The 21102-nt window shown below is 69.3% G+C and carries 17 protein-coding genes and 1 pseudogene; 10 read left to right on the top strand and 8 right to left on the bottom strand.

Going from position 1 to position 21102, the window contains the following annotated elements; genetic code table 11:
* Window positions 1-652: pseudogene (locus ACFQ4H_RS32375) on the top strand (hypothetical protein); the annotation flags it as partial.
* Between the two features lie 81 nt (window positions 653-733).
* Complete coding sequence (locus ACFQ4H_RS32370; protein ID WP_377578634.1) at window positions 734-2215, top strand: cryptochrome/photolyase family protein; 1482 nt, start codon at window positions 734-736, stop codon at window positions 2213-2215.
* Window positions 2216-2310: 95 nt separating this feature from the next.
* On the opposite strand, the gene ACFQ4H_RS32365 is transcribed toward ACFQ4H_RS32370, so the two are convergent.
* On the bottom strand, window positions 2311-3012 hold the full coding sequence (locus ACFQ4H_RS32365) for a lysophospholipid acyltransferase family protein (RefSeq protein ID WP_377578632.1): 702 nt from the start codon (window positions 3010-3012) through the stop codon (window positions 2311-2313).
* Between the two features lie 174 nt (window positions 3013-3186).
* Window positions 3187-6327 carry an isoleucine--tRNA ligase gene (ileS, locus tag ACFQ4H_RS32360; RefSeq protein ID WP_377578630.1) on the bottom strand — a complete coding sequence of 1047 codons (3141 nt, stop codon included), beginning with the start codon at window positions 6325-6327 and terminating at the stop codon, window positions 3187-3189.
* Between the two features lie 374 nt (window positions 6328-6701).
* Between ileS and ACFQ4H_RS32355 the strand changes: the two genes are divergently transcribed.
* From ACFQ4H_RS32355 to ACFQ4H_RS32335, 5 genes are all read left to right on the top strand, one after another.
* Complete coding sequence (locus ACFQ4H_RS32355) at window positions 6702-7748, top strand: ArsR/SmtB family transcription factor (protein WP_377578628.1); 1047 nt, start codon at window positions 6702-6704, stop codon at window positions 7746-7748.
* 120 nt (window positions 7749-7868) lie between these two features.
* A complete protein-coding gene (locus ACFQ4H_RS32350; protein ID WP_377578626.1) occupies window positions 7869-8912 on the top strand; it encodes an ABC transporter ATP-binding protein in 1044 nt (347 codons plus the stop codon).
* Window positions 8909-9682, top strand: a complete 774-nt coding sequence (locus ACFQ4H_RS32345) for an ABC transporter permease (protein WP_377578624.1) — start codon at window positions 8909-8911, stop codon at window positions 9680-9682. The genes ACFQ4H_RS32350 and ACFQ4H_RS32345 overlap by 4 nt, the downstream gene beginning before the upstream one ends.
* Before the next feature lie 9 nt (window positions 9683-9691).
* Entirely contained in the window at window positions 9692-10480 is a 789-nt protein-coding gene (locus ACFQ4H_RS32340) for an ABC transporter permease (RefSeq protein ID WP_377578622.1), read from the top strand.
* A gap of 141 nt (window positions 10481-10621) precedes the next feature.
* A complete protein-coding gene (locus ACFQ4H_RS32335) occupies window positions 10622-11065 on the top strand; it encodes a carboxymuconolactone decarboxylase family protein (RefSeq protein WP_377578620.1) in 444 nt (147 codons plus the stop codon).
* A gap of 207 nt (window positions 11066-11272) precedes the next feature.
* Here ACFQ4H_RS32335 and ndk read toward each other — a convergent pair whose 3' ends face one another.
* Complete coding sequence (ndk, locus tag ACFQ4H_RS32330; RefSeq protein ID WP_377578618.1) at window positions 11273-11698, bottom strand: nucleoside-diphosphate kinase; 426 nt, start codon at window positions 11696-11698, stop codon at window positions 11273-11275.
* 184 nt (window positions 11699-11882) lie between these two features.
* On the opposite strand from ndk, the gene ACFQ4H_RS32325 reads away from it, so the two are divergent.
* Window positions 11883-13433 (top strand): VOC family protein, encoded by a 1551-nt coding sequence (locus ACFQ4H_RS32325; protein WP_377578616.1) that lies wholly within the window; start codon window positions 11883-11885, stop codon window positions 13431-13433.
* A 75-nt stretch (window positions 13434-13508) separates the two neighbouring features.
* On the opposite strand, the gene ACFQ4H_RS32320 is transcribed toward ACFQ4H_RS32325, so the two are convergent.
* Complete coding sequence (locus tag ACFQ4H_RS32320; protein WP_377578614.1) at window positions 13509-14360, bottom strand: helix-turn-helix transcriptional regulator; 852 nt, start codon at window positions 14358-14360, stop codon at window positions 13509-13511.
* Between the two features lie 102 nt (window positions 14361-14462).
* Between ACFQ4H_RS32320 and ACFQ4H_RS32315 the strand changes: the two genes are divergently transcribed.
* The gene (locus tag ACFQ4H_RS32315; protein WP_377578612.1) at window positions 14463-15191 is read left to right on the top strand and encodes an SDR family oxidoreductase; all 729 of its coding nucleotides are present in this window, start codon (window positions 14463-14465) and stop codon (window positions 15189-15191) included.
* Window positions 15192-15387: 196 nt separating this feature from the next.
* Here ACFQ4H_RS32315 and ACFQ4H_RS32310 read toward each other — a convergent pair whose 3' ends face one another.
* The 4 genes from ACFQ4H_RS32310 to ACFQ4H_RS32295 all read right to left on the bottom strand — a co-directional run bounded on the left by ACFQ4H_RS32310 (window position 15388) and on the right by ACFQ4H_RS32295 (window position 20062).
* Window positions 15388-15555, bottom strand: a complete 168-nt coding sequence (locus ACFQ4H_RS32310; protein WP_377578610.1) for a hypothetical protein — start codon at window positions 15553-15555, stop codon at window positions 15388-15390.
* Window positions 15556-15696: 141 nt separating this feature from the next.
* Window positions 15697-16098 (bottom strand): DUF4233 domain-containing protein, encoded by a 402-nt coding sequence (locus ACFQ4H_RS32305; RefSeq protein WP_377578608.1) that lies wholly within the window; start codon window positions 16096-16098, stop codon window positions 15697-15699.
* Window positions 16095-17366, bottom strand: a complete 1272-nt coding sequence (locus tag ACFQ4H_RS32300; RefSeq protein ID WP_377578636.1) for a bifunctional folylpolyglutamate synthase/dihydrofolate synthase — start codon at window positions 17364-17366, stop codon at window positions 16095-16097. Before ACFQ4H_RS32300 ends, ACFQ4H_RS32305 begins: the two co-directional genes overlap by 4 nt.
* 59 nt (window positions 17367-17425) lie before the next feature.
* Window positions 17426-20062 carry a valine--tRNA ligase gene (locus ACFQ4H_RS32295; protein ID WP_377578606.1) on the bottom strand — a complete coding sequence of 879 codons (2637 nt, stop codon included), beginning with the start codon at window positions 20060-20062 and terminating at the stop codon, window positions 17426-17428.
* Window positions 20063-20131: 69 nt separating this feature from the next.
* Here ACFQ4H_RS32295 and ACFQ4H_RS32290 point away from each other — a divergent pair, with 69 nt between their 5' ends.
* Window positions 20132-20839 (top strand): hypothetical protein, encoded by a 708-nt coding sequence (locus ACFQ4H_RS32290; RefSeq protein ID WP_377578604.1) that lies wholly within the window; start codon window positions 20132-20134, stop codon window positions 20837-20839.
* The last annotated feature ends 263 nt before the right edge of the window (window positions 20840-21102 follow it).

The raw sequence follows: 21102 nt of genomic DNA, 5'->3' as shown, positions 1-21102 counted from the left end.
ACGCCGCCAACCCGTCGCCGCACCCGCCAGGTACGGCCCGCCACAGCCGCCCCCGCCGCCGCAGTGGACCGCGCCGCCGAGGTACGCCCGGCGCCGACGGCGACGGTGGCCCTGGGTGATGATGCTGTTCACCCTGCTCACAATTGCCTGCTGCTGCGGGTTGCCCTATTACTACGGCAAGCCGATGTGGGACCAGTATCCGGCGAAAGCCACCCTTCCCGCCGAGCTCGCCGGACTGAAGTTGCGTGACGATGCCACCAGTCAGCAGACCGCCCAGCAGCTCAAGAGGGAAATGCGGACAGCCCACATGATCGCCGAGGACACGTTCGCGGCTGTCTACGGCAATTCTCGCGGCAGGCGTATCACCGTTTTCGGTGCCACCGGTTTCCGGTTCAGCCCGGACCAGGATCTGGATGCCGAGGTTCAGCGGCTGACCAGCAAGTACGGGCTCACCAAGGTCCAGTCGTACGACACCGGGGTCCGGGGGGAATACCAACAGTGCGGGACCGGCCGGATGGACGGTGTCACCATCGTCCTCTGCTCCTGGGCCGATCACGGAAGTATCGGTACGGTGATATTCACCCAGCTGTCCATAACGGACAGCGTCGACCGACTACCCGAACTCCGCGCCAGCATTGTGACCCGCGATTGACAAGCCAAAGTGTGACTGCGACCACACGGTGTGCCCGAAAGTGGGAATGTAGAAAACCAGTCGGACGGGCACAATCGGTTGATGCTGCGGCGTTGGATCTTCGCTGACCAACTCGGCCCGCATTTCCTCGACGATCCGCATCAACCCGTGCTGTTGGTGGAGTCGAAGGCGGTCTTCCGGCGTCGCGTCTTCCACCGGCAACGTGCCCACCTGATCCTCTCCGCCCTCCGTCATCGCGCCGCCGAGCTCGGCGAACAGGCGATCTACCTGCGGACCGAGAACTACCGGGAGGCGTTACGCCGACTCGACGAGCCGGTCGACGTCTGCCATCCGACCACCCGTCGGGCCCGGGACCTGGTGAAGAGCCTGGACGGGGTGACGATGCTGCCGGCCCGTGGCTTCGTCACCAGCCACACCGACTTCGCCGACTGGGCGGACGAACGACGCTCGACGTTGCGGATCGAGGACTTCTACCGGCAGGCCCAACGGTGGCACGGGGTGCTGACCGACGGTGTCGAACCGACCGGCGGCCACTGGAACATGGAGGCCCACCGCCGGCAGCCTCCGCCCAGGAACGGCACGTGGCTCGACGTACCGGCACCGCCGATGCCGGAGGAGGACGAGATCGACGCCGAGGTCCGGCGGGACCTCGACCGATGGGCGGCTGAGGGCATCCGGTTCGTCGGCCGGGACGGGCCACGGCTGTTCCCGGCCACCCGGACCGAGGCGGTGGTCCGCCTGCGGCACTTCGTACGGCACCGACTGCCGATGTTCGGACCGTACGCGGACACCATGCGCTCCTCCGACCCGTTCATGGCGCACAGCATGCTGTCGTCGTCGTTCAACCTCGGGCTGCTCGATCCGATGGAAGCCATCCGCGAGGCCGAGCGGGCGTACCGGGACGGCACCGCGCCGCTGTCCAGCGTGGAGGGTTTCATCCGGCAACTGTTGGGCTGGCGGGACTTCGTCTGGCATCTGTACTGGTACTTCGACGCCGGCCGCCGACCAGCGATCAACCGGCCGACCAGCCGCCGGTCGATGCCGGTCTGGTTCACCGAACTCGACGCCGACGCGGTACGTGCCCACTGCCTGTCCGATGTCCTCGCCGGGGTACGTGACCGGGCCTGGGTGCACCACACCCCGCGGCTCACGGTACTGGCGAACTACGCGCTGCAACGTGGCTGGCGGGCAGCCGACCTGGTCGACTGGTTCCACCGCTGTTTCATCGACGGCACCGAGTGGGCGATGACCGTCAACCTGGCCGGCACCAACCAGTACGCCGATCATGGCCAGATGGTCGGCAAGCCGTACGCGGTCAACGGGGCACACATCAAACGGATGAGCGACTACTGCGCCGACTGCCACTACAACCCGCATCAACGGCTCGGCGGCGAGGCGTGCCCGTACACCACCGGCTACTGGGTGTTCCTGGATCACGAACGTACCCGGGGACGGTCACCCGGCCGTGGCCGGATGAACCGGTCGCTACAGCGACTCGACGGGCTCGCCGACGTCCCGGCGATGGTGGCGCTGGAGAAGGAGCGAGGGTCGAGCGCCCCCTGACCGGTCAGGCTGACGTCCTCCGGTCGGCAGCCTGATCCCCTGACCGGTCGGATCGGATACCGCCCGGTCAGTTCGTCGCCGCTACCGGCGGCCGGTCAGCCGGCACCCGGTCCGGTCGCCCCGGTGGGCTCCGCGCCCTTACGCGGGGCGTAGCGGGGGACGTACTCCTGCCCGGTCAGTTTCTGGATCTCCATCATGATCTCGTCGGTGATCTCCCGGAGGGAGTGACGGTCGTTGGAGCGATCGGTGAAATCGAGCGGCTTGCCGAACCGTACGGTGACCTTGCCGGCCCCCAACCTGGGCACCCGGACCCCGATCGGCTGGACCCGGTCGGTACCGATCACCCCGACCGGAATCACCGGCACGCCGGCGGCCAGTGCCAACCGGGCAGCCCCGGTACGCCCTCGGTAGAGCCGGCCATCCGGTGACCGGGTGCCCTCGGGGTAGACCGCGACCAGATCGCCCGCCTTCAACACCGGAATCGCCCCGTCGAACGCGGCCAGGGCGGCCCGACCGCCGCTGCGCTCCACCGGGATCGCGCCCAATCCGGTGAGAACCGATTTGCTCAGCCAGCCGCGCGGCCCGGTACCGGTGAAGTACTCGGCCTTCGCCCAGAACGCGAGGTGTCGTGGCACCACGGCACCCAGGAAGAGTTCGTCGGCGACGGAGAGGTGGTTACCGGCGAAGATCGCCCCGCCGGTCGGGGGCACGTGCTCCAGGCCCTCCACCGTCGGCCGCCAGCCCAGCCGCATCGCGTTACCCACAGTGAGTTTGCCGATGGTATAGAGCAGCGGCACACGGCCTCCCCTGATCAGCGCCGGCCCGCCGGTCGCGACGGCCCTCGCCGTCGCCACGATCGTAGGACAGTCCCCGGCCGACCCAGGCATCGCCAGCGACCTCTCCCAGCCTCGGGGGTGGGAAGGGCCCCCTTCCGGTACGAAAAACGATGGAAAGGAGCCCCTGCAAACCCACTAGACGCGGCGGACCGCCACCGTCACCTGCTGACCCTCGCCAGCCTCACCGGTGAACCCGTCGAGGGTGTCGACGAAGGTCACCGAGTCGGCCAGCACCTCCCGGGACAGGAAGTCCCGGTGCGTCTCGACCGCTGCCAGCACCTCCGGCGCGGCGGACAGCTGCACCTCGATCCGGTCCGACACGTCGAGGTCGGCGTCCCGGCGGGCCTGCTGCACCACCCGTACGACGTCCCGGGCCAGCCCTTCGGCCGTCAACTCGGCGGTGACCGTGGTGTCCAGCACCACCACCCCCTCACCACCGGGCAGCGGGGCCGACTGGTCCGCGTCCGCGGCGACCAGGCGCAGCTCGTACTCGCCCTCCTCGAGCCGTACGCCCGCGGCGACCGGCGCGCCGTCGACCAGTTCCCAGTCGCCGGCCTTCACCGCCTTGATCACCGTCTGCACCTGCTTGCCCAGCCGGGGCCCGAGCGCCCGGGGCACCACCGTGAGCACCTGCTGGCAGTAGCTGGCCAGATCGGCGGTGAACTCCACCGACTTGACGTTGACCTCGTCGGCCACCAGGTCCCCGAAGGGTGCGAGGGTGGCCGCCGCCGGGCTGGCGACGGTCAGCGCGGGCAGCGGCAGCCGTACCCGCAGTCCCTTCGCCTTACGCAGCGACAGCGCGGCCGAGCACACCTCGCGGGTGGCGTCCATTGCCGCGACCAGGTCGTGGTCGACCGGGAAGTCGGCCACGGACGGCCAGTCGGTCAGGTGCACCGACCGCTCGCCGGTCAGCCCACGCCAGATCTCCTCGGTGGTCAACGGTGCCAGCGGTGCCACCACCCGACACAGCGTCTCCAGCACCGTGTAGAGCGTGTCGAAGGCGTCCCGGTCACCGGTCCAGAAGCGGTCCCGGGACCGACGCACGTACCAGTTGGTCAACGCGTCGAGGTACGACCGCACGGTGGCGCAGGCACCGGAGATGTCGTACGCGTCGAGCTGGCCCTCCACCGTGGCGACCAACTCGGCGGTCTTCGCCAGAACGTACCGGTCGAGCAGGTGGGTCGAGTCCGTCCGGCGCGACGCCGAATATCCTTCCGCGTTGGCGTAGAGCGAGAAGAAGTACCAGACGTTCCACAGCGGCAGCAGCACCTGGCGTACAGCGTCCCGGATGCCCGCCTCGGTGACCGCCATGTCCCCACCCCGCAGCACCGGTGAGGACATCAGCATCCAGCGCATCGCGTCGGAGCCGTAGGAGTCGAAGACGTAGTAGACGTCCGGGTAGTTACGCAGGCTCTTGGACATCTTCCGACCGTCGGAGCCCTGGAGAATGCCGTGGCTGAGGCAGTTGCGGAACGCCGGCCGGTCGAACAGGGCGGTGGCCAGCACGTGCATGGTGTAGAACCAGCCCCGGGTCTGCCCGATGTACTCGACGATGAAGTCACCCGGGTAGTGGTTCTCGAACCAGTCCCGGTTCTCGAACGGGTAGTGCACCTGGGCGAACGGCATCGACCCCGACTCGAACCAGCAGTCCAGCACCTCCGGCACCCGACGCATCATCGACTTCCCTGTCGGGTCGTCCGGGTTGGGGCGGACCAGGTCGTCCACCACCGGACGGTGCAGGTCGGTCACCCGTACGCCGAAGTCCCGCTCCAGTTCGGCCAGCGAGCCGTACACGTCGATCCGGGGGTAGTTCGGGTCGTCGGACTTCCACACCGGGATCGGTGAGCCCCAGAACCGGTTCCGGCTGATCGACCAGTCCCGGGCGTTGGCCAGCCACTTGCCGAACGAGCCGTCCTTGATGTGCCCGGGCGTCCAGTTGATCTCCTGGTTCAGCTCGACCATCCGGTCCTTGAACCGGGTGACCGCCACGAACCAGGAGGAGACCGCCTTGTAGACCAGTGGCGTGTCACAACGCCAGCAGTGCGGGTACGAGTGGGTGTAGGTGTCCTGCCGCAGCACCACCCCCCGGCCCTTCAGGTCCCGGATGATCGGCTTGTTGACGTCGAAGACCTGCTCACCGACGTACGGCGGCACCAGCGAGGTGAACCGGGTGTGGTCGTCCACGGTGACGATGGTCGGGATGCCGGCGGCGTTGCAGGTGTTCTGGTCGTCCTCACCGAACGCCGGCGCCAGGTGCACGATCCCGGTGCCGTCCTCGGTGGTGACGAACTCCGCGCCGAGCACCCGGTACGCGTTCGGCCCGGCCTGCTCGACCAGGAAGTCGTAGAGCGGGGTGTAGCGACGCCCGACCAGGTCCCGGCCGTACACCGTGCCGACCTGCTCGTAGCCCTCCAGTTCCTTGGCGTACGCCCCGACCCGGGCCGCGCCGACGATGTAGCGCTGCCCGTCCGGCTCGCTGTCGGGCGAAGCCCGGCGTTCCAGCACCGCGTACTCGATGTCCGGGCCGACGGCCAGCGCCAGGTTCGACGGCAGGGTCCACGGCGTGGTGGTCCAGACCCCGACCTTCTCCCCCGTTTCGAGGGTGAACCAGACGGTCAGCGCCGGGTCCTGCCGGTCCCGGTAGACGTCGTCCATCCGGGTCTCGGTGTTGGACAGCGGCGTCTCGCACCGCCAGCAGTACGCCAGCACCCGGAAGCCCTCGTAGACCAGCCCCTTGTCGTGCAGGGTCCGGAAGGCCCACATGACGCTTTCCATGTAGTCCAGGTCGAGCGTCTTGTAGTCGTTGCTGAAGTCGACCCAGCGCGCCTGCCGGGTGACGTAACGTTCCCAGTCCTGGGTGAACTCCAGCACCGAGGTACGGCAGGCCTCGTTGAACCGGGCCACCCCGAGGTCGAGGATCTCGGCCTTGGTGGTGATACCGAGCTGCTTCTCGGCAACCACCTCGGCGGGCAGACCGTGGCAGTCCCAGCCGAACCGCCGCTCGACCCGGTGACCGCGCATCGTCTGGTAGCGCGGCACCACGTCCTTGACGTAGCCGGTGAGCAGGTGACCGTAGTGCGGCAGACCGTTGGCGAACGGGGGTCCGTCGTAGAAGACGAACTCGTTGCCGCCGTCCGGTCCCGCCTCCCGGGCCTCGATGCTGGCCTCGAAGGTCTTGTCCGCCGTCCAGTAGTCCAGCACCCGACGCTCGACCCCGGGCAGGTCGGGGCTCGCCGGCACTCCCGTGCCGTCGGAAACGTTCTTGGGATACGCCATCGCCGGTCGCTCTCCTCGTACAGCTCACTGTCTGTGGTCTGCGAGGACGAGCCACGAGGTACGCCGACCGGCATACCACACAACCCGCGGTACCACCCCGCTTGGCGGTCAGGAACGACCGCCCGCTCGTTGGCCGGCTGTGACGGGCCGGTCCCGTCCGGTTCTAGTCCGACACCACCTCGACGGGCGGTCGTCGTTTCTTCCGGAGGCTCACCGGTGATGGCCGGGTCATCGCCTTTTCAGTGCTCCAGCGTACTCGACCGCCGGCCGGGCCCGCCGCCGAGTAATTGCCCAACCCCGGCCGGGCCCGCCGCCGAGTAATTGCTTAACCATCGCCGCCAGCCGGCCGGGCACATCCGGCTAGTCTCGACGCCGTGATCCGGATCGAGTTGGACGAGCCGACGCTGGCCCGTACCCGGATCGCGGTCAGCCCGCTGTGGGAGACGGTCAACAGCCTCTACCTGCTGCGTCGCAATCCCGGAGAGGTGCCCTGGCCGTACACCGGCTGGGCGCGACACGCTCGCCGGGTGCTGGCCGAGCTGCCACGGACCGAGCCGGTGCGGCTCTACTTCGTCACCGACGCCAGGAGCCCGGACTTCCTCAGCCCGGTGCCGCCGACCGCCAACCCGACCATCGCCGAGGAGTTGGCGGTGCTGCGGGCCACGCCCCCGGAGGTGGTCGCGGAACAGTTGCCGCGCTACCACCCGGCGGAGCTGCCACCCTGGCTACGCCCGTTCCGGGACGACCCGGAGGAGGCCTTCGGGCGGCTCGCCGCCGGTTTGGCCGCCTACTGGGACGCGGCGATCGCGCCGTGGTGGCCGGCGATGCGGGCAGCGTTGGACGAGGAGGTGCTGCACCGGGCGCGAGCGCTGGCCGCCGACGGCGTGGACGCCCTCCTGGCCGACCTGCACGAGCGGGTGCGCTGGGAGAAACCGGTGCTGACCCTGGTCAAGCCGGCGGACCAGAGCTTCCGTGCGGTCGACCAGCGGTTGCTGCTGCTTCCGTTGATCTTCTCTCGTGGGGCGTTGGCCTGCTCGACCGATCACCCGGAGGTGGTGGCGGTCTCCTACCAGGCCCGTGGCGCTGCGGTGTTGGCCGATGGCGCGACGACCGTCCCGGTCCCGTCGGCCGACGAGGGCACGGACCGGTTGGCGATCCTGGTCGGCCGGGGCCGGGCCAACGTCCTACGTGCCCTGGCCCGCCCCGCCACCACGGCCGGACTGGCGGCTGCCCTGGGGCTGGCTCCGAGCACGGTCTCCGAGCACCTGGCCGCGCTGCTGGCCGCCGGGGTGGTGAACCGGCGTCGGATCGGCCGCCGGGTTCTCTACGGTCTGGAGCCGGCGGGCGTCGCCCTGGTCACCCTGGTCGGCCCATCCCCCGTCGATCATGAAGTTGTCACCGCGACACGCCGGGCGATCTGACCACAACTTCATGATCGACGCTGGGTTCGCGGCGGGACGGGGCAGCGGCTCCACGGGCTGAGCATTCGGCCGACACCGAATCCGTTTCCGCCGCCCGGCCAGCTCTCTAGCGTGCCGGACATGAGTGATCTCGCGATCGAGGCGACCGGCTTGTGTCGCACCTACCGCAGCCGTACCGGCTGGCTGCGCCCGCAGCGCCAAGAGGTGGTCGCGGTCCGGGGCGTCGACCTCGCCGTACCCCGGGGCGAGTTGTTCGGCCTGCTCGGCCCGAACGGCGCCGGCAAGACCACCACCATCAAGATGCTCAACACGCTGCTGATCCCCACCGCCGGCACGGCCCGGGTGGCCGGGTTCGACGTGGTCGGGCAGACCCGGGAGGTACGCCGCCGGATCGGGTACGTCTTCGGCGGCGACCGGGGCCTCTACGACCGGCTCTCTGCCCTGGACAACCTGCGCTACTTCGCCGAACTGTACGGCGTCGCCCCACGTGACCAGCGGCGACGCATCGCCGAGCTGATCGACCTGGTCGGGTTGACCGGCCGGGAACGCGAACGGGTCGAGGGCTACTCGCGCGGCATGCGGCAGCGACTGCACATCGCCCGGGGCCTGTTGCACTCGCCGGAGATCCTCTTCCTGGACGAACCCTCCATCGGGGTGGACCCGGTCGCCGCCCGGGAGCTGCGGCAGACCGTGGCGGACCTGGCCAGCACCGGCACCACGGTCCTGTTGACCACCCACTACATGGCCGAGGCGGACGAGCTGTGCGGCCGGATCGCGGTGATCGCGGCTGGGCGTATCCAGGCCCTGGGCACCCCGGCGGAGCTCAAGCACCACGCCGACGGCCGGCAGGTCCTGGAGGTCGAGGCGTACGGCGTGACCGACGGGCAACTCGTCGGCATCCGCCGCCTGCCCGGCGTACGGGAGGTCGACCTGGTGGTACGTGGTGCCGCCCAACTGCTCACCGTGCAGTCGGACACCGCAGTGGACGTACAGGCCGAGGTGCTGAACGGGTTGTCCGGTGTCCGGTTGGGTCGGGTCACCGCCCGGCAGCCCACCCTGGAGGACGCCTACGTCGCGATCGTCAACAGGGCAGCGGCAGACGGGTCGAACGGCGACGGGACCGGACCGGTCGACGCGCCGGCCGACGTGGCGGTGCCGGCATGAGAACCCTACGGATGATCGCTGTCGGCGCACTACTGCACACCAAACACCTGAGCCGCTCGACGCTGGAGATCACTATCGCGCTGCTGCTCCCGGTGGTACAGGCCACCCTGGCGGTCTACCTGTTCCGGGCCGGGAGCGAGCCGCACCGGCTGCTGGAGGCTGCCGTCGGCGCCGGCCTGATGGGAGTCTGGTCCTCGGTGCTGTTCGGCTCCGGTGGCGCGATCCAGAACCAGCGTTGGCAGGGCACCCTGGAAATGATCATGATTGCCCCACGCCCACCCGCGCTGGTGATCCTGCCCATCACCCTTGCCACCGCCCTGACCGGCACGTACGCCATGATCGGGACGCTGGTGTGGGGGCGACTGCTCTACGGCATCCCGCTGGAGTTCGCCGAGCCGTTGGCCTTCCTCGTCGCCGTACCCGGTTGCATCCTCGGGTTGGGCATGTTCGGCCTGCTACTGGCCTCGACGTTCGTCCTGCTCCGCAACGCCAACGCGCTGACCAACACCCTGGAGTACCCGATCTGGCTGGTCTCGGGAATGCTCGTGCCGATCACCGTCCTGCCGGGCTGGACCAGCCCGCTGGCCGCCGTACTGCCCACCACCTGGGGGGCCAGGGCGGTCCGGGAGGCTGCGACGGGCAGCGGGCCGGTCTGGCCCGCGCTCGGCATCTGCCTGGCCATCAGCCTCGCCTGCCTGGCTCTCGGCATCGTCGCCATGTCCCACGTAGAGCGCCGCGCCCGGGCGGCGGCCACCCTCGCCCTGTCCTAGGAGCCACCGATGACCGCGTTGTTTCGTCTCGTCGGCGTCGGCGGCGTGATCGCCTACCGCGCCCTGTTCAACTGGACCACCCCGCCGATGTTCATCGGCACCCTGCTGGTGGGGCCGCTGTTCCAACTTCTCTTCTTCGCCTACCTGGGACGTCAGCTCGGGGTCGCCGACGACAGGTTCTACATCGTCGGCAACGCCGTCCTCGCCGCGTCGCTGGCCTGTGTCTTCGGCGGCACCATGGCGGTGAGCAACGAGCGTCGCTACGGCACCCTCGGCCACGTGCTGCTCTCGCCACGCAGCCGTACCGCCCTGTTCCTCGGTCGGGTGCTGCCGTACGCCGGCAACGGCATGCTCGTCGCGGTGGTCACGCTGTCCGGCGGCGCGCTGCTGCTCGGACTGCGTATCCCGGCCAGCGCCCTGCCGGGGCTGGTCCTGGTCCTCGCCACCGGGTCGCTGGCCTGCGGTTTCTTCGGCCTGACCCTGGGTGCCATCGGACTGCGCTTCCGTGACGTGTGGCTGGTCTCGAACGTGTCGGTGGCGCTGCTACTGCTGCTCACCGGAGTGAACGTGCCGGCCGGGCAACTGCCGGTCGGAATGCGACTGGTCGGCTCGGTACTGCCGATCACCCATGCCGCGGAAGCGGCCCGCCGCCTCGTCTCCGGGCAGGGACTGGCGGCCGCAACAGGTCCACTCCTCGTGGAGCTGGCCGTCGCCGTCGGGTACGCGGTGCTGGCTGCGCTACTGCTCAAGATCTTCGAGGTCGAGAGCCGCCGGCACGCATCCCTCGACACGGTCTGACCCACGACGCATCCCGGCGTCCGATACCGGCGTGTTGTGGACGCCGGAGACCGTGGCCGCAGTCACAACGATCCTCCGTCACGGATCAGCCCGCTGCCACGTCGTGCCGGTGTAGGCCGACGGAGGACGAAGGAGAGGCTGATGGAACAGCGGATGGACCTGACCCGGGTGGCGCCCGAGGCGTACCAGGCGGTGTTCGGGTTGGAGAAGTACGTACGCGCCAACGTCGAACACACCGTCCTCGAACTGGTGAAGCTCCGGGCCTCGATACTCAACGGGTGCAGCTTCTGTGTCGACATGCACAGCCGGGACGCGCTGGCGGCCGGCGAGTCGAGCCGGCGGCTGTTCGCAGTCGCGGCCTGGCGGGAGGCGCCCTTCTTCGACGAGCGGGAACGTGCCGCACTGGCGCTCACCGACGCGGTGACCCGGCTCGGCGAGCACGGCGTGCCGGACGAGATATGGGACCGGGCCAGGGAGGTCTGGGCGGAGAAGGAACTGGCCGACCTCGTCCTGGCCATCGCCACGATCAACGTGTGGAACCGGCTGATGGTCACCACCCGGACGCCGCCGCCGATCACGGTGTGACCACTGTCGGGAAGGCGACAGAGGCGGTACGCCGGTCCACGGAGCGGTTGACGCTCCAGCGGGCCGACTACCGCCTCGGGGTCCAGCCGGCGGGCCGCTCCCGGGATCCAGGCCGCTCCCGGGATCCAGGCCGCTCCCGGGATCCAGGCCGCTCCCGGGATCCAGGCCGCTCCCGGGATCCGGGCGGTGACCGCCTCTGGGTCTGCTTCAGCCCAGCTCAGGGAACCAGAGCGCGATCTCGCGCTTGGCACTGTCGACCGAGTCCGAGGCGTGCACCAGGTTCTCCCGGTTGGACAGGGAGAGGTCGCCCCGGATCGTGCCGGCGACGGCGCGACGCCCGTCGGTGGCACCGACCAGGCCGCGTACCACCTCGATCACCTGGTCACCGGAGAGCACCAGGGCCACCAGGGGACCACCGGTCATGAAGTCCTTCAGCGGCGGATAGAACGCCTTGTCGACGTGCTCGGCGTAGTGCTGATCGGCCAGCTCGGCGTCCATGCCACGCAGCGCCATGGCGTCGATGGTCAGCCCCTTGCGCTCGAACCGGCCCAGGATCTCACCGACCAGGCCGCGCCGGACCGCGTCCGGCTTGATCAATACGAGCGTACGCTCGTCCAAGCTGCTGTTGGACACGCTGATTCCTCCTGGCGACGCTGGGTACGGCTGAGCATGGTCAGCCTATCGAGCCACGCTGGTCGCCGGTGCGGCGGTCGCGACCCTCGCCCAGTTATCGCGCCGCGCTTACTATTCGTACTGTTCTTACTTCCCATCCGCAGCGGGCCGGGCCTAGCCTGGCACTAACCCAGGGAGGTCCACTGTGGCGAATGGCAGAAGCCGACCGATCGCGCCCATCCGGAAGCTCGTCGCGGCGGTGCTCGGCACCGTTGCCACCTTCGTGATGCTCTTCGGCCTCGGCATGACCAGTTGGTCCATCGTCGCTCTCGGGGTTGCCCTACTGGCCCTGGCCATCGCCCTGGTCGTGGTACGCAGTGGTGGCCGCGCCTGGGTCACCGGGATCGCCCACGTGCACAGCGCGTCCGAGCCGCCCACGGCGTACGCGTTCGGCCGGTGCGAACTGCAGATCGTGATCGACGCACCCGGCCTGCCACCCCGGTCCAAGAAGATCATCGAGCCCCGGGTGCCGGTGTCGAAGTGGCCCGATCCGGGACAGATACTCCCGATCAAGATCGCCATCGACGACCAGCGGCACATCCGCATCCTCTGGGACGAGGTGCCGACCCACGCCGAGGCCGCAGCCGCAGCCGACCTGCCGCCCGAGTTCGACGACGACCGGGGACCGCTGGCCGACGACATCCTGATCGAGGAGGACGCGCCACCGTGGGCCCGCCGTCGGCCGGACGACGGCTACCCGGACGACGGCTACCCGGACTCGACACCCCCGCACCCCAGGGAGCCGGTGACCGCCGACCTCACCGACGATCTCGGTGAGCTGCGGGAGGAGCCTGTGGTGGTGCGGCACACGCCCGGCGGAACGATCGTGCTGGAAGGCACACTGGTCGAAGCACCCACGCCGACCCCACTGCCCCGACGCCCGAGGCCCAGCCCCGGCCAGCCGTCGGCACGTACCGCCGAACCGTCGGCCGTCACCGATATCGCCGACGAGGTCGCCACCGAAGCGCCGGCCCCCGCCGAGGTCGTCGTCGACGACGCCACCGAAGCGCCGGGCCCCGCCGAGGTCGTCGTCGACGAGGTCACCGTCGACGATGCCCCGGGCCCCGAGCCGGACGCCGTCACGATCACCGACGACCTGTCGGCGACCGGGCACAGCGCGGTACGCGACACGGACATCCCGCCCGACGACGACCTGGCCGACATCGCCGACCTGGTGTCCCGGTACGACGACAGCACCACCGCCCGTGGTGACGACCGGACCGATGCCCAGCCGGACAACCGGACCGACCCGGCAGACGACGACGTGATCCTCGCCGACCTGATCAGCTCCTCCCCCGAGACGGCGACCGGCGCTGCCGGCCCGTTCCACGGAGTGGGGATCACGCTGCTGGTCACCGACCTCGATCGGTCCGTGCAGTTCTACCGCGACATGCTCGGCTTCTTCGAGATCGACGGCGGCGAGGGCAACGCCGTACTGGCCTCCAACTCCACCCGGCTCGTGATCCGGGCCATCCCCGAGGTCGCCCCCATCAACCGTCGGCTGGTCCACCTCAACCTCGAGGTCGACGACGTCGAAGCGGTCTACGAGGACCTGAAGGGCAAGGGCGTACGGTTCACCTACGCTCCTCGGGCGGTAAACCGGGGGGCCAAGCTGGAGTTGTGGGCCGCCGCCTTCCGCGACCCCGACGGGCACGGCATCGCCCTGACCCAGTGGCGGGACCGCCCGTCCACATAGTCGGCAACCCCGGGATCCCCGCAGTGGGCAGGCTCGGATTCCGCATGGTCGGCAAGCCCCGGACGGGCCCGCCGCTCAGGTGGTGCTGTCGACGGTCCACTGCGTGCCGACCACACCGAGCAGCTTCAGCGCCTCCGCGGATGGACTGCCCGGCGCGGTGCTGTAGATGATCAGACGCTGTCCATGCCCGGCGATGTCCAGCACCTCGCATTCCAGGGAAAGGTCACCCACCACCGGATGCCGGACCTGCTTGGTGGTCGAACCGCGCCGCACGCACACCCGCAGTTGCTGCCAACGTCGTACGAACTCCGGGCTCGCCGACCGCAGCCGGGCGATCAGCCGCTGGATGCCCGGATCCTCCGGATACTGTGCTGCGGCAGCACGCAGTTCGGCGACGCACTCGTCGGCGAAGGCGGAGGACTGCGGGTCGGCCAGGGCCAGCTCGGCGTACTCACCGGCGAACAGGTTCCAGACGATGTTGCGCCGGTCGGGTGGCCAGGTGGACGGGTCACCCAGCAGCGCGGCGGCCATCTGGTTCCAGGCCAGGATCTCGTACTTCACGTCGATGACATAGGCGGGTGTGTCGTCGAGCCGGTCGAGCAGGTGCAGGACGCCGGCGGGCACGTCCCGACTCGGACCGGTCGGTGGGGCGGGGACCTCGCCGACCAGGTGGTACAGGTGCGCGCGCTCGGCGTCGTACAGCCGCAGTGCCCGGGCCAACGCGGACAGCACCTGACGCGACGGCCGGGGTCCGCGCGCCTGCTCCAGCCGGGCGTAGTAGTCGACCGAGATCCCGGCGAGCCGCGCCACCTCCTCGCGCCGCAGACCGGGTGTACGACGCCGGGTGCCGGCGGCCAGCCCCACATCCCCGGGCTGCACCCGGGTCCGGCGGCTGCGTAGGAACTCGGCGAGCTGGTGGCGGTCCATGCCGTCCATTCTCGGCCGACCAGGGATCCCCAACCAGGGACTGCCGATCCATGGTTGAGCCGGTCTCTCCTCAACAGATCGAAAGCGCTCCAGGCTGGGCGCATGAACGAACCAAAGGTCGCCCTCGTGACGGGGGCCAACAAGGGAATCGGGTACGAGATCGCCCGCGGGCTGGGCGAGACGGGTGCCACGGTGCTGGTCGGCGCGCGCAGCCTGGAGCGTGGCAGCACCGCCGCCGAGAAGCTGGCTGCCGAGGGCATCACCGCAGTACCGCTGGAGCTGGACGTGACCGATCCGGTGTCGGTCTCGGCCGCCGCAGCTCGCATCGAGCGGGAGTACGGTCGACTGGACATCCTGGTCAACAACGCCGGCATCCTGCTCGAACGCGGACAGAAGCCCAGCAAGATGCCGGTGGAACTACTGGAACGGACCTATGCCACCAACGTGTTCGCCGTGGTGGCGGTGACCAACGCCCTGCTGCCGCTGCTCCGCCGAGCAACGGCCGGGCGCATCGTGAACGTCTCCAGCGGCCTGGGTTCCCTCGCCACGACCAGTGACCCGCAGAACCCGTACGCGCAGTTCCCGCTGCTGGCGTACAACTCGTCGAAGAGCGCGGTCAACGCGGTCACCGTCTCGTACGCCAACGAGTTGCGCGGCACCTCGATCAAGGTGAACGCGGCCGACCCCGGCTACTGCGCGACCGACCTGAACGGGCATGCCGGGCCACGTACGCCAGCACAGGGGGCCGCCGTCTCGATCCGGCTCGCCACCCTGCCCGATGACGGCCCGACTGCCGGTTTCTTCAGTGAGGACGGCCCCGAGCCCTGGTGAAAGGTCGATTGCCGTGCCCCGCCGGTCGGCTGATCCGCTATAACGCAGCCGCATCGGGCGTACCTGCCGACCGTCGGTCGGCTGGGCGGTGACATCGGCGAACTGGCCGTGGTGGCGCACGTACACGGCGGCCAGTTACGGCGGGGGCGCTGCTACGACCCGGCTCAACCCACCCACGACAACGTCGGACGAGCCCCTACTTGTATCCGGCCTGCGAGCAGACCTTCAACAGCTGCGAGTACGCGGCAGTCCTGTCCCGCAATGCCCTGTTGAGGGCGAGAACGTCGTCCGGGTCCTGGGCGGAGATGTAGGCGGAGGACCCGCCGACGATGCGGGCTGCACAGGTTCCCCTTCGAACAACCACGAATCGAAGGCAACCAACGTATCGCAAAGGATCCACCGCCTGGCAGCGCCGGAGCAGCCCTCAACCTGGTCTGCGACCCACCACCCCTCGACCACCAACCGCACGCCAGTCCCGGACCGTCAGTCCGAGTCCGCGGCCCGGTTATCCGAGGATCGTCCGTCGGACGTGCAGCACGTAGGCCCAGACCAGGCCGAACATGAACCCGAGCACACCCAGCGACCAGTGCAGGAAACTGGCCAGCATCAGCAGGCCCTGTAGCGCCGTACCGACGTGCCACGCCCAGGCATGCCGCAACAGCCCGGAGAACGCCACGGCCAGCACCGCCAACGCAATGATCACGCCGATCGCCGTACCGCTCAGGTCCCCGCCGACCAGTCGGATCGGTTGGATGGCCAGCAGCAGGACCAGGGCCTCCAGGATCAGGGTCGCCGCACCCAGACTCCGTACCGCCCGGACCGGGTTCTTCAGCCCGGACGGCCGTCCCTGTGCCGGCTCGACCGGTTGGCCCGGTCCAGCCGACTGTCCCTCTTCGGTGGTACTCATTTCTTCAACAACCGGCGGGCGTCGGCAACAGTCACCACCGAGCCGGTGACCAGCACACCAACCCCACTCAGCTCGCCCTGGACGTCGGATTCGGCGAGTTCGACCGCAAGTTCGATCGCGTCGGGCAGTTCCGGCGCCACCTCGACCCGATCCGGTCCGAAGACCTCCACGGCCAGGTTGGCCAACTCCTCGGCGGCCATCGCCCGGGGTGAGGTGTTCCGGGTGACCACGATCGCGTCGACCACCGGCTCCAGCAGTTCCAGCAGGCTGGGCGCATCCTTGTCGGCGAGCACGCCGACCACCGCGATGAGGCGACCGAAGGCGAACTCCTCCTGCAACGCGGTCACGGTGGCGGTCATCCCGTGCGGGTTGTGCGCCCCGTCGAGCAGGATCGTCGGGGCGGTACGGACCCGCTCGAGCCGGCCGGGCGAACTGGCCGCCGCGAAGCCCTCCCGGACCGCGTCGATGGCGATCTGCCGGTTGGCACCCGCCCCGAGGAACGCCTCGACCGCCGCCAGGGCGACCGCTGCGTTCTGCGCCTGGTGGGCACCGTGCAGCGGGATGAAGACATCCTCGTACACCCCACCCAGGCCCTGGAGGGTGAGCACCTGTCCGCCGACGGCCACCGACCGGCGCAGTACGCCGAACTCGCTGCCCTCCCGGGCGACGGTGGCCCCGACCTCGACGCAGCGTTCCAGGATCGGCCTCGCGGCCTCTTCCTCCTGGGCGGCCAGTACGACCGTGGCACCGGGGTGGATGATGCCCGACTTGGCCAGGGCGATGTCCTCGACCGTGTCACCGAGCCACTCGGTGTGGTCCAGCCCGATCGGGGTGAGTACGCAGACCCCCGCACTGAGCACGTTGGTGGCGTCCTCCGCCCCGCCCAGCCCGACCTCGACGACGGCGACGTCGACCGGAGCGTCGGCGAACGTCGCGAAGGCCAGCGCGGTGGTCATCTCGAAGTACGTCAACGGCTCGCTGGACTTCTGGTCGACCAGTTCGGCCAGCGGCGCGACCTCGCGGTACGTCGAGACGAACCGCTCCTCGCTGACCGGCTCGCCGTCGAGGCTGATCCGCTCCCGTACCGTCTCCAGGTGCGGGCTGGTGTAACGACCGGTGTGCAGCCCGAACGCCCGGAGCAGTGAGTCGATCATGCGAGCGGTCGAGGTCTTGCCGTTGGTGCCGGTCAGATGGATCGACGGGTACGCCCGCTGCGGGCTGCCGAGCAGGTCGAGCAACTGCTCGATCCGGCCCAGGTCGAAAACCATCCGGGTGAAGCCCCGCTCGGACAGCTCCGCGTCGATCCTGGCGAATTCCGCACGGTCGGTCACGACGGCAGCGCCTCCAGTGCGGTGGTGATCCGGGTAATGTCCGCCTCAGCGGCAACCAGCCGGTCCTTGATCTTGTTAACCACCGCTTCGGGTGCCTTGCCCACGAACGCGGGGTTGTCTAGCTTCGCCCGGGCCTGGGCCATCTCCTTCTCGGCAGCCGCCAGGTCCTTGGCCAGTCGAGCCCGCTCGGCCGCGACGTCGATGGACCCCCGGGTGTCCAGCGCCACGGTCACCCCACCGGGCACCGCCAGTGTGGCGCTGGCCTGGAACTCCGTTCCGGCCTCGTCGAGTCGGACCAGGGACCGGATCAACGGCTCGTGCGCGGCGATGCCGGCATCGGTCAGTCCGTCCAGTCGGGCCGCCACCCGCTGGGCGGGCCGCAGGCCCTGGTCGGACCGGAACCGGCGGATCTCGGTGACCACCCGCTGTAGTGCGACCACCTCGGCCTCGGCCGGATCGTCGATCAGCGCCGGCTCGGCCACCGGCCACGCCGCGATCATCACCGTCGACTCAGCCCCGGTGCCGGAACGCGAGGTCAACGCGGTCCACAGCTCGTCGGTCACGAACGGGATAACCGGGTGCAACAGGCGGAGCAGCTGGTCCAGCACGTGCCCCAGCACCCGCCGGGTGACCGCCGCCGGCTCCCCCCCACCGGCGAGTACGGGCTTGGACAGCTCCACGTACCAGTCACACACGTCGTCCCAGGCGAAGTGGAAGAGCAGGTCGCAGACCTTCGCGAACTCGTACGCCTCGAACTGCCCGTCCACCTCGGTGATGACGTGCTGTAGCCGGGACAGGATCCACCGGTCCACGGTCGACAACTGGCTCGAATCCGGCAGCGCGCCGTCGACGTGCGCGCCGTTCATCAGCGCGAACCGGGTGGCGTTCCACAGTTTGTTGCAGAAGTTCCGGGAACCCTGGACCCAGTCCTCGCTCACCGGCACGTCCTGCCCGGGGTTGGCACCCCGGGCCAGGGTGAACCGGGTGGCGTCGGCACCGTACCGGTCCATCCAGTCCAGCGGGTCGACCACGTTCCCGGCCGACTTGGACATCTTCTTGCCGAACTGGTCCCGGACCAGACCGTGCAGCACGATCGCCTCGAACGGCGGGCGGCCGTCCATCGCGTACAGCCCGAACATCATCATCCGGGCAACCCAGAAGAAGAGAATGTCGTATCCGGTCACCAGCACGCTGGTCGGATAGAACTTCGCCAGGTCCGCGGTCTGCTCCGGCCAGCCCAGCGTGGAGAACGGCCACAGCGCGCTGGAGAACCAGGTGTCCAGCACATCGGCGTCCTGGTGCCAGCCCGGGCCGGTGGGCGGCTGCTCGTCCGGCCCGACGCAGACCGTCTCACCATCCGGCCCGTACCAGACCGGGATCCGGTGACCCCACCAGAGCTGGCGCGAGATGCACCAGTCGTGCATGTTGTCGACCCAGGCGAAGTAGCGCCTGGTCAGGTCCGCCGGCTCGACCCGGACCCGGCCGTCCCGGACGGCGTCACCGGCCGCCTTCGCCAGCGGGCCGGTGTTGACGAACCACTGCAACGACAACCGGGGCTCCACCGTCGTACGGCACCGGGAGCAGTGCCCCACCGCGTGCACGTACGGCCGCTTCTCCGCCACGACCCGGCCCTGCTCACGTAGCGCGGCGACGATCGCCGGTCGGGCCTCGTAACGGTCCAGCCCCTCGAACGGGCCGGGCGCGGTGATGATCCCCCGCTCGTCCATGATCGTCAGGGACGGAAGGTTGTGCCGCTGCCCGATCTCGAAGTCGTTGGGGTCGTGTGCCGGGGTCACCTTCACCATGCCGGTGCCGAACGACGGGTCGACGTGCTCGTCACCGACGATCGGGATCCGCCGACCGGTCAACGGCAGCTCCACCTCGGTACCGATCAGATGCCGGTAGCGCTCGTCGTCCGGGTGCACCGCCACCGCGGTGTCGCCGAGCATCGTCTCGGCCCGGGTGGTGGCCACCACCACGTCGTCGCTGTAGCGGATCGAGACCAGCTCACCGTCGTCGTCGGTGTGCTCGACCTCGATGTCCGACAGCGCGGTCAGGCAGCGCGGGCACCAGTTGATAATCCGCTCCGCGCGGTAGATCAGGCCGTCGTCATACAGCTTCTTGAAGATCGTTTGTACGGCCCGGGACAGCCCCTCGTCCATGGTGAAGCGCTCGCGGTCCCAGTCCACCGAGTCGCCGAGTCGGCGCATCTGGCCGAGGATCTTGCCGCCGGACTCCGCCTTCCACTGCCAGACCCGCTCGACGAACTTTTCCCGGCCGAGATCGTGCCGGGACAGTCCCTGCGCCGCGAGCTGACGCTCCACGACGTTCTGGGTGGCGATACCGGCGTGGTCCATACCCGGCTGCCACAGCGCCTCGAAGCCCTGCATCCGCTTACGGCGGATCAGCGCGTCCTGGACGGTGTGGTCGAGCGCGTGCCCCATGTGCAGCGACCCGGTCACGTTCGGCGGCGGGATGACGATGGTGTACGGCGGCTTGTCGCTGTCGGCCGATGCCCGGAAGTGACCGGCGGCTACCCACTGCTCGTACCGTCGCTGCTCTACCTCGCCCGGCTGGTACTGGGCGGGCAGGGTCGGGGGCACGTTGTGGTGGGTATCCAGTGTCTCGGTCACCCGTAAAGTCTACGGAGCGCTTCCCGAGTGCCGGCGCGCACCACCACTGGTTGCCGTACGGTGACGGCTATGTCCGACGCGCACACCTTTGAACGCCCGCAGAACGCCGATCCGGCAGCGGTGGACGTCACCCAGCAACCGGCCGATCCAACGGTCGAGGCCGACGAACTGGTTGCCTGGTCGGAGGAGCCGCCGGAGGAGAGGAAGTCTCGTCCCGTTTCCCGCCGTCGCCGGATCCTGCTCGGTACGGCGCTACTGGTCGGCCTGATCGGGGCAGCCGGCATCGGCACTGCCGGTTGGCGGGTCGCCAGCCAGAAGGACGCGAGTCTCGACATCCCACCCCAGGTCGCGGGCCTGGTCCTGGACAACAGCGAACATGCTCGGGGCACTGCGGACTATCTGCGTAACGGCTTCATCGCCGACATCGAAGTGGACCAGAGCATCGGGGCGGTCTACACCGACCCGAACGATCCGGACCGCACCGTGCTGTTGTTCGGCGGTACGACGCTGCTCTGGCGGCCGGAGCGGGACCTGGACAGCCTCTTCGAGTTGTTGACCGACGACGCCGGTGCGGTGACCGGGCTGCACAAGGTGCCCGAGGGCAAGCTCGGCGGCGTCATGAAATGTGGAACGACCGCTACCGAGGATGGAAACCTGACCGTCTGCGGTTGGGCGGATCACGGCAGCGTGGCGCTGGCCATGTTCGCAGGGCGTGACGTCGACCAATCTGCCGAGCTGCTACGGAAGATCCGCGAGAGCATCCAGATTCGCCATTAGCGGACACCTACGAACCCGGTTCTCCCGGGACAACGGCCATATTCCCCGGGATAAGGCAGTGGGCCGTGGCCCCGGGAGAACCGCTGAACCACGTTCTGCTGGGTTTGGATCGGGTTCTGCCGGGTTCTGCCGGCTGGCGTGCTGCGGAGTTCCACCCGGGCTGCTTTCCCACTCGCCGCCGGTTTCCGCCGGGGCGCGTACGGGTGCAACTTTGGGAACTGGCTCTGGAAACAGTTGTGGGGCCCCCCCACGGCGGGGCCCCC

The sequence above is a fragment of the Micromonospora sonneratiae genome (assembly GCF_042679305.1).
Classification (GTDB): domain Bacteria; phylum Actinomycetota; class Actinomycetes; order Mycobacteriales; family Micromonosporaceae; genus Micromonospora_H; species Micromonospora_H sonneratiae.
Note: the sequence above shows the minus strand (reverse complement) of the source record. Positions and strands in the feature narration are given on the sequence as shown.